The organism is Limnofasciculus baicalensis BBK-W-15, assembly GCF_024178385.1.
Lineage (GTDB): Bacteria > Cyanobacteriota > Cyanobacteriia > Cyanobacteriales > Coleofasciculaceae > Limnofasciculus > Limnofasciculus baicalensis.
Genome location: NZ_JAMZMM010000006.1, coordinates 38052 through 45025 on the forward strand (window position 1 = coordinate 38052; position 6974 = coordinate 45025).

Genomic DNA, 6974 nt, shown 5'->3' on the forward strand with positions numbered 1-6974 from the left:
TACCAACAACTAAACAATCTGATCTAGTTCCTGCGCTGTTTCATTAAGCTGCTGAGTTCCCACCTTAGTTTGACTAATTCCAATAGAGGTTTCCTTCGCACCTTGATTAATACTATCCATCGCTTGGACAACTTGTTCAATTGCATTAACTTGCTGCTTAAGATTGAGTGAAATTTGTTGATTATTCACCACCACTTTATTCACAGCATCAGTTACCCCAGAGAAGGCTCGATCGGTTTTTTTCGCAGTTTCAACGCCAGCAGCAACCGTCTTTGTTCCTTCCTCTGTTACCATGACAGTTGAATTAATTGCTCCTTGGATTTCTGTTACCAAATTATTAATTTTTTCCGCAGATCTTTGACTTTGATCTGCTAATTTTCTAATTTCATTTGCCACTACTGAAAAACCCTTCCCATGTTCCCCAGCCCGCACCGCTTCAACGGATGAATTAAGAGCTAACATATTAGTTTTGTTAGCCACATCCGACACAAATTGAGAAATGCTACCGATTTGATTAGCTTGCTCAGAAAGAAGTACAATTTGTTCTGCGATTGCACCCACTTTCTTTTCTAAGGTGAACATCCCCTCCAGAGTTTCTCCCACCGCTTCTGTACCACCCTGGGCTAGTGTTAGCGCTTCTTGTGCAGCAGTAACAGCAGATTTAGCTTGTTCAGAAGATTGTCGAGAAGAGGCTTCCAACTCATCCATAGTAGTCGTGGTTTCACTCACCGAAGCCGCCTGCTGACTGGCGATTCTTTCTTGTTCATCCAAAGTCGAGAAAATTTGTTGGCTAGCAGATGAGATACCATTCACCAATCCCTTAATCAATTGCACGAGTTGCCTTCCTCGGAAAATTCCGATCGGTAATACCGTACCCAAAGCGCCTAAAATAATTAAGGTGGCGACAATTTTAAACCCATTAACTGACTTGAGAAATTCACTCTTGGGTACTTGATTGATGGCGACTAAAAATTGCTTGGACTCCGGATCGAGTGGTACTTTACTATAGGCGATTGTATAGTTACCTCCTTGATCAGTTATGCCACGATTCCCACCGAGAATTTCCTTTGCTACTGCTTCCGGATAATCTTTCTGCAATTTCTCTTCTTTCTTCAGATCGACTCCCCATTCTTTTGAATCTTTCGGATGGGAGATATAGTAGCCATCTTGATTAACTAAAAATGCCTCTCTTTTGTCCTTATTGCCATCTTCAATATATTTAATGAATTTCTTTGCAAAAACATTAGCGATGACAATTCCTCTCGGTTTCCCGGCTCCATCATATACTGGAGTTGCGTAGCGAATTACAGGTTTTAATGGTTCTTCAATTTTACCCTTTTCCTGGTTTAGATTAACGGGTGAGGTGTAAAGATTCCCCAGAGGCAATTTCATTGTATCAGAAAAATAGGGGCGATCGATCTTATTTTGTAGCTCGGCTTTCGGGATAACTTTAGGCTTATTACTTCCATCGGAATCAACCCGGACAATTTCCTGTCCTTTTTCATCCAAATACCGCAACTGCATATAATAAGTCTTTGACTGGATCATACTCGTCAATAGACTTTCTAGCTGCTTCGCCAAAGCATCAGCACTCGCGTTGGTTTCCTTATCAATACCACCGCCATCTTGGGCGCGAACAATTCCTTGCACCTCGGGAGTTTTGCTTAGAAATAAAACATCTTCATTAATCCCCTGTAAAAATGATTCAATACTGTTTGCTTCACTAACCGCCGATTCTTGTAGCTGGTTTTCACTCAAACTCGTTAACGCACTGCTGGAAGAAACAATACCATAAATTCCCACCACAGAAACGGGGACAATGCTACTTAAAAATAGCAAAAATAAGAGTTGCTGCTGAAGTTTAAATCGATTCATAAAGTTTCCGTAATTTTTAGCTTGTCTGGGAGATACATACCAATATACGATCGCAACTGACAACGTAAAACATCTGCCTTTATTTGCGTAAACATTTACGTCCTTTGCCTTGAAAAATATGACTCAGATACACCCAGGTTTTCTATACATTAAAACTTATTACCATCAGAGTAGATATAGCAGTCGCCAGGGCGGTTAAGACATCCGAAAATGCCAGAACCAAGTCACAGCAGGCATTTCAATGGGTGACTTTTGAATGAATGACTTTTTCTGCTCGTCCTGAGATAATATTATCTTTCCTCTATATGTTATTTCACTTAGCTCGTATCAGCAATAAATTACAGATATTTTTCCGAATTCTTTATACTTCGTGAAAAAAAAATATTTTGCTGTCGATCCCAACTTCTCACGCTCTCGATTTATGTAGTACATGAACTTGTTTTGTATTACATTGGGTTTGAGTTTTGAGTTTTGATAGAATTATTTAACCACTAAGACACGAAGACACTAAGGAAGAGAAGAAGTGGGCAATTTTCTCAGGGGAGTCACCGCTGTTGCGGTTGCAATCGAACTCAAAACTCAAAACTCCCCATCACCTCCCCCGTAATGGACTCACTTCCACAACACCATTTTGCCTAAATACAACCTGAAATTGAGCTAAGGGTTTCTGGGGAACTATCCCACCCGTCGTACCAATACCAGCGGCTTCTGGCTTTACCAATTTATCTTTCTCCAGAGGAGTTTCCTGAACATAATCCCAAGCAGGTTGATTAATTGGCTCGTAATCTGCGATCGCGCCCTCTTCGGTGACACCAATCCGGTATCTTAAAGGTTGTTGAGCTTTTGGCGTTCCTTTCCAAAGTTCACTAAGTTGTTTGTGAATGCGATCGTTCAAATCCCCTAAAACAGCTTTGTCAGTAATTTCTGCCCCCAAACCTGGTTCACCTTTGATGAGTCGCCAAGGACTAATTTGCAGGACACCCTTTCTTGTAAATACTACCCGGAATTGAGCAATGGCTTCTTTGGGTGCAGTACCACCTTGGGTGGGGATGTAGAGCAAATCGAGGAGGGGAGTTTTTTTCTGCTCTTTGAGGGCAACATCATTCAGATGCTTGTAACCAATAATTTTGCCATCTTTGCCGACTCCCACCTGATACTCCAAATTTTCCTCCACCTCTTTCCGATTTTGCCAACGTCGATCTAATTCTCGATAAAGATAGCGTTTTAAATAACCTACCTCAGTTGGATCGGTAATATCTTGGGCTGAAGCTAGCACCTTCTCCAACTCCTCCGGATTAGGAGGTGATGCTTTTGGCACAGGAGGAGTCTCTGTATTTGAGGAAGTAGTTTGAGTCGCATTGGGCTGCGGTTGAGGTGGGCGGACTTCCGGTACTGGTACTAAGAATAATGCGATCGCGGCTACTGTCAAACTTGCCATTCCCAGGGCAGCGGGTGCAGATCGTTGTGCCACAGGTTGATCTGCTTTGCGGTAGCGCCGGGAAACTGGTTGTAAGGATATACTCAAATCCGGTAGAGTTTGCCTATCCGCCAGAAACTGGTCAATTGCCTCCACCAAATCAAACAACTGTACTGTTGTCAGATCGATCTCTAAGCCTTTCCCTTCCTCCATTCCACCACTCGACATACCGGAACCACTAGCAACAGCCTCAGCAGTCGCCAATACCCTCAATCGGTGTAAATTCCGATCTTTGAGAGACTGAAACTGCACCAAAGAAGGTTTATCCCCGTGCATTTTTGGGTGATGCACCTGACTCAAGAATTCTTGAGCATAACTACTAGCAGAATAGACTAAACTTTCAAAAAAATCTCGTCCGCCACTAATAGGTTGGTTGTAACCCGCAAAATAACATTCCGCATTAACTATAATCGTCATTAATGGGCGAGGATCGACAGAATTAACCGTTGCGGTGGGGTCAATCAATCCCTCTAGAATCAGCGTGCAGTTAGGCAGACTGTACTGTCGTCTAATCGTCATCTCTCTTCCCCCGTGGAGACTCCCGCGATACCTGTACGTTTGCCAGTGGGGATAGAAATTGGTGGGCGGGGTTTATGCTGCATAACAGTAACCATCCTTTTTGTGAATAAATCCGATGCCAGAGGTGAGTTGTTTACGGAACTTCTCCATCAAACAAGCTAATCCAAAAGCGCTCCATTCCCGACGTACCCGTACAGAAGAGTAGCTGACTCAAAAGAGACAGCGCCAATTCATTTAACTTATCGTCGGTGCTATAAAAAGCAACTTTGGCTCGTCGCGGATTCATCCTACTGCGAAAATGTATCCGGAATCGTTCTAGATACTCAGATAAGCGAAAATGTTGTTCTAGGGGCACTTGCTTCTCACTCATTTGTTGATAAGCCAGTAGTAGCTGCCTAATTAAAACTGTCATTCTTCGTGCCAGATAACTGGCAATCAAGACTAATGCCTTAGCTTCCTCTACTGAGAGGGGACGGCGTATGTAAGAGCGTCGTAAGGGATTAGAACAGCGTACACGCCAAAGGACAACCCTATTTTTGATTATATCCTCCAGTTCTAGCTGCTTTGCCATCACTAGCATCGCTTCAGAGCCTCCCAACTCCAGCGCTTCAATGGCAAGTAGAATTAAGTCTATCTGCTGCCGACTACGTGTCGGACATTCCCACTTTGATATTGCTGGATCTGGTAAATTATCCAAAATCATAGGCTTTGACTGGGCAGGGGAGCTGTTTGTCGGCATTACGCTTACAGAAAGATTCATTTCCCGTTTCAATAACAATTATCAGTGAACTAGTTGCTAAACAAGCAATCATATACAAGTTGGGAACCTGTAAAATAGCTGACATCTCAATATTGGCATTTGTGCCGTCATCATGCCTGTATGAACAAGAAGTCAGGGGTTAGAGGGCGGAGGTAGGGGGTAGATGGAATCAGAATAACTTGTACCGGGATCTAAAAATAAGGCACTTACTATCTACATTCAAGGGGGCAAGGGAGCAGTCGGCATAAAGAAAGAACATATCTCAGATTTCTAGTGTACGATTTTCCTGGCAACCAATCTCATCTACCAATGGATCTAAAATCTCTGATTCGCGATATTCCAGATTTCCCTAAACCCGGCATTTTATTTCGGGATATCACCTCCCTGCTACGGAACCCAGAGGGACTACGCTATACGATAGACACACTAACTCAAAAGTGTAAAGACGCAGGACTAGCTCCTGACTATGTGGTGGGAATGGAATCCCGTGGCTTTATTTTCGGTTCACCACTAGCATATCAACTGGGTGCTGGCTTTATCCCTGTCCGGAAACCGGGTAAGTTACCAGGAGCAGTTCATACGATCGAATACGACTTAGAGTATGGCACGGATCGCTTAGAAATCCATCAAGATGCCTTTGATCCCGGTAGTCGGGTTCTGATCGTCGATGATTTAATTGCTACAGGTGGCACAGCAGGTGCGACAGCACAACTAATCCAACAGACTGGTAGCGAACTTGTCGGCTTTGGCTTTATTATCGAACTAAAGGATTTGGGGGGTCGTCAGAAACTCCCTGATGTTCCCATTTTGACTTTGGTGGAGTATTAAAAGTCAGGTATAGCTACCGAAATCGATAAATTAACGAAAAATGCAGGAAGCAAAAGATGATATCGCCAGCCAAGCTCGCCAGGGGAGTGTGGCGGCGATTATTGAAATATTAAATAAACAACTGGCAGATGCTCGGATTAGAACCCGTGCTATTTTTGCAGATGGTGTACTGCAACTGTTATGTGAGGGGGCTTTGGCAGAACAACTGGATCGGGTAATCGTGGTAAAACAAATTCGGCAAATTTTGGAAGGTATTGCCCCACGTAACATTAGTCGAGTCAGGATTAATAGTAGAATTGTGCAAGAGCAACAGTTACTATGGTTAGAAGAAATTAACCGTAATCCTCAACACCTACTCTGGTCTGAAGAAATTAAGCTAACTAAGCCTAACATTTTACAGCAATTGACAGAGGGATTTAAGAGTCAGCCAAAAGAGCGATCGCACAAATTCACTCTTCCGACTGTTTCTCCCCGACAATTGCGAGAAAATAGTCGTTTCCGTCGCGGTATTATTAGCGGTGTTAGTTTGACCGTACTTTTGCTGATGGTGGGTTGGTTTCTTTACGATTATTTTGGCTTAAAACAGAATGGCTCCTTGAAAACTCAAGCCTTAAATTCCACAGCGGGGTTTTCACCCACACCCACAAAACCTCCGGTGTCTTCTACCTCTGTATCAACTGCCTCCGCGCCATCTTCCGATCCCTTTGGTGATGCGGTGCGACTAGCAAATCAAGCAAATGCAGATGGTAAAGATGCAAAAACTGCGGCTCAGTGGTTAGATTTGGCAGGTAAATGGCAGAAAGCATCTGATTTGATGAGTGAGGTGAAACCAGATCATCCTCGTTATCAAGTTGCTCAAGATCGGGTTATCCTTTATCGGAATAACAGCAAACTGGCTCAAGACGAAGGGCAAAAATTGCGATAGCGTAAGCGTTGCTTGGCGTTAGCCTAGCGCTGCTGCAAGCAGCTCGCAGTAATCTCACATGAGCTTTAGTTTTTGGTAGCAGGTTTGATCGAGGCATTTTGGCAGCGGATTTGATAACGGATGTAACGGATGAGTTGTGGATGGATGTTGTGGATGGTTTAGCTGTATTCGCCGGAGAGCAATACACCATATCGGTACTCCGATTGGTGTCGGGATGGATAGGCGTGGCTGACGTAGGTACGGAGTCAGCCAATAGATGGAGAGGATAACCGATCAATCCATTCCTCTACCATCTGAGTAATAGTCTTTTCTCTTTCTGCTGCAATTACCCTCAGCTTATTGAGGCGTTTATCAGATAGTCTGATATTAAGGTTTTTGGTTTTCATAATGTATTGACATTGCTAATACACTGATGTTAACATAAAACCCAGGAGTCAAGAAAGAAATGAGAACAGCTTACCAGTACCGACTACGCCCAACAAAACACCAAATTGCAGAACTTGACAGATGGTTGTCGATGCTCTGCGCTCAATACATGGGTTTGAAGGAATTCTTGACAACTTCTGAGGGTGAAACCGTTGCTATTTCAC

At 43.4% G+C, this 6974-nt stretch carries 8 protein-coding genes; 4 read left to right on the forward strand and 4 right to left on the reverse strand.

Annotation, left to right across the window (positions count from 1 at the left end):
• Positions 1 to 9: 9 nt before the first annotated feature.
• The 3 genes from NJ959_RS01305 to NJ959_RS01315 all read right to left on the reverse strand — a co-directional run bounded on the left by NJ959_RS01305 (position 10) and on the right by NJ959_RS01315 (position 4631).
• Positions 10 to 1875, reverse strand: coding sequence for a methyl-accepting chemotaxis protein (locus NJ959_RS01305; protein ID WP_254009931.1), 1866 nt, complete (start codon positions 1873 to 1875; stop codon positions 10 to 12).
• Between the two features lie 592 nt (positions 1876 to 2467).
• A complete protein-coding gene (locus NJ959_RS01310) occupies positions 2468 to 3871 on the reverse strand; it encodes a DUF4335 domain-containing protein (protein ID WP_254009932.1) in 1404 nt (467 codons plus the stop codon).
• Between the two features lie 133 nt (positions 3872 to 4004).
• Positions 4005 to 4631: a DUF3038 domain-containing protein gene (locus NJ959_RS01315; RefSeq protein ID WP_254009933.1), complete on the reverse strand. Its 627-nt coding sequence runs from the start codon at positions 4629 to 4631 to the stop codon at positions 4005 to 4007.
• Positions 4632 to 4940: 309 nt separating this feature from the next.
• Here NJ959_RS01315 and NJ959_RS01320 point away from each other — a divergent pair, with 309 nt between their 5' ends.
• From NJ959_RS01320 to NJ959_RS01330, 3 genes are all read left to right on the forward strand, one after another.
• Positions 4941 to 5459: an adenine phosphoribosyltransferase gene (locus tag NJ959_RS01320; RefSeq protein ID WP_254009938.1), complete on the forward strand. Its 519-nt coding sequence runs from the start codon at positions 4941 to 4943 to the stop codon at positions 5457 to 5459.
• A gap of 40 nt (positions 5460 to 5499) precedes the next feature.
• Positions 5500 to 6384: a hypothetical protein gene (locus NJ959_RS01325; RefSeq protein ID WP_254009934.1), complete on the forward strand. Its 885-nt coding sequence runs from the start codon at positions 5500 to 5502 to the stop codon at positions 6382 to 6384.
• Positions 6385 to 6482: 98 nt separating this feature from the next.
• A complete protein-coding gene (locus tag NJ959_RS01330; RefSeq protein WP_254009935.1) occupies positions 6483 to 6653 on the forward strand; it encodes a hypothetical protein in 171 nt (56 codons plus the stop codon).
• Here NJ959_RS01330 and NJ959_RS01335 read toward each other — a convergent pair.
• Positions 6630 to 6770 (reverse strand): hypothetical protein, encoded by a 141-nt coding sequence (locus NJ959_RS01335; RefSeq protein WP_254009936.1) that lies wholly within the window; start codon positions 6768 to 6770, stop codon positions 6630 to 6632. The genes NJ959_RS01330 and NJ959_RS01335 overlap by 24 nt on opposite strands.
• A gap of 59 nt (positions 6771 to 6829) precedes the next feature.
• On the opposite strand from NJ959_RS01335, the gene NJ959_RS01340 reads away from it, so the two are divergent.
• On the forward strand, positions 6830 to 6974 hold a 145-nt coding region (locus NJ959_RS01340), incomplete at its 3' end, for a helix-turn-helix domain-containing protein (protein ID WP_254009939.1).

Bases quoted from the DNA above. Each gene is read 5' to 3' on its own strand.
- NJ959_RS01335 (WP_254009936.1), bottom strand. From the start codon at position 6,770: ATGAAAACCAAAAACCTTAATATCAGACTATCTGATAAACGCCTCAAT.
- NJ959_RS01320 (WP_254009938.1), top strand. From the start codon at position 4,941: ATGGATCTAAAATCTCTGATTCGCGATATTCCAGATTTCCCTAAACCC.
- NJ959_RS01305 (WP_254009931.1), bottom strand. From the start codon at position 1,875: ATGAATCGATTTAAACTTCAGCAGCAACTCTTATTTTTGCTATTTTTA.
- NJ959_RS01325 (WP_254009934.1), top strand. From the start codon at position 5,500: ATGCAGGAAGCAAAAGATGATATCGCCAGCCAAGCTCGCCAGGGGAGT.
- NJ959_RS01315 (WP_254009933.1), bottom strand. From the start codon at position 4,631: ATGAATCTTTCTGTAAGCGTAATGCCGACAAACAGCTCCCCTGCCCAG.
- NJ959_RS01310 (WP_254009932.1), bottom strand. From the start codon at position 3,871: ATGACGATTAGACGACAGTACAGTCTGCCTAACTGCACGCTGATTCTA.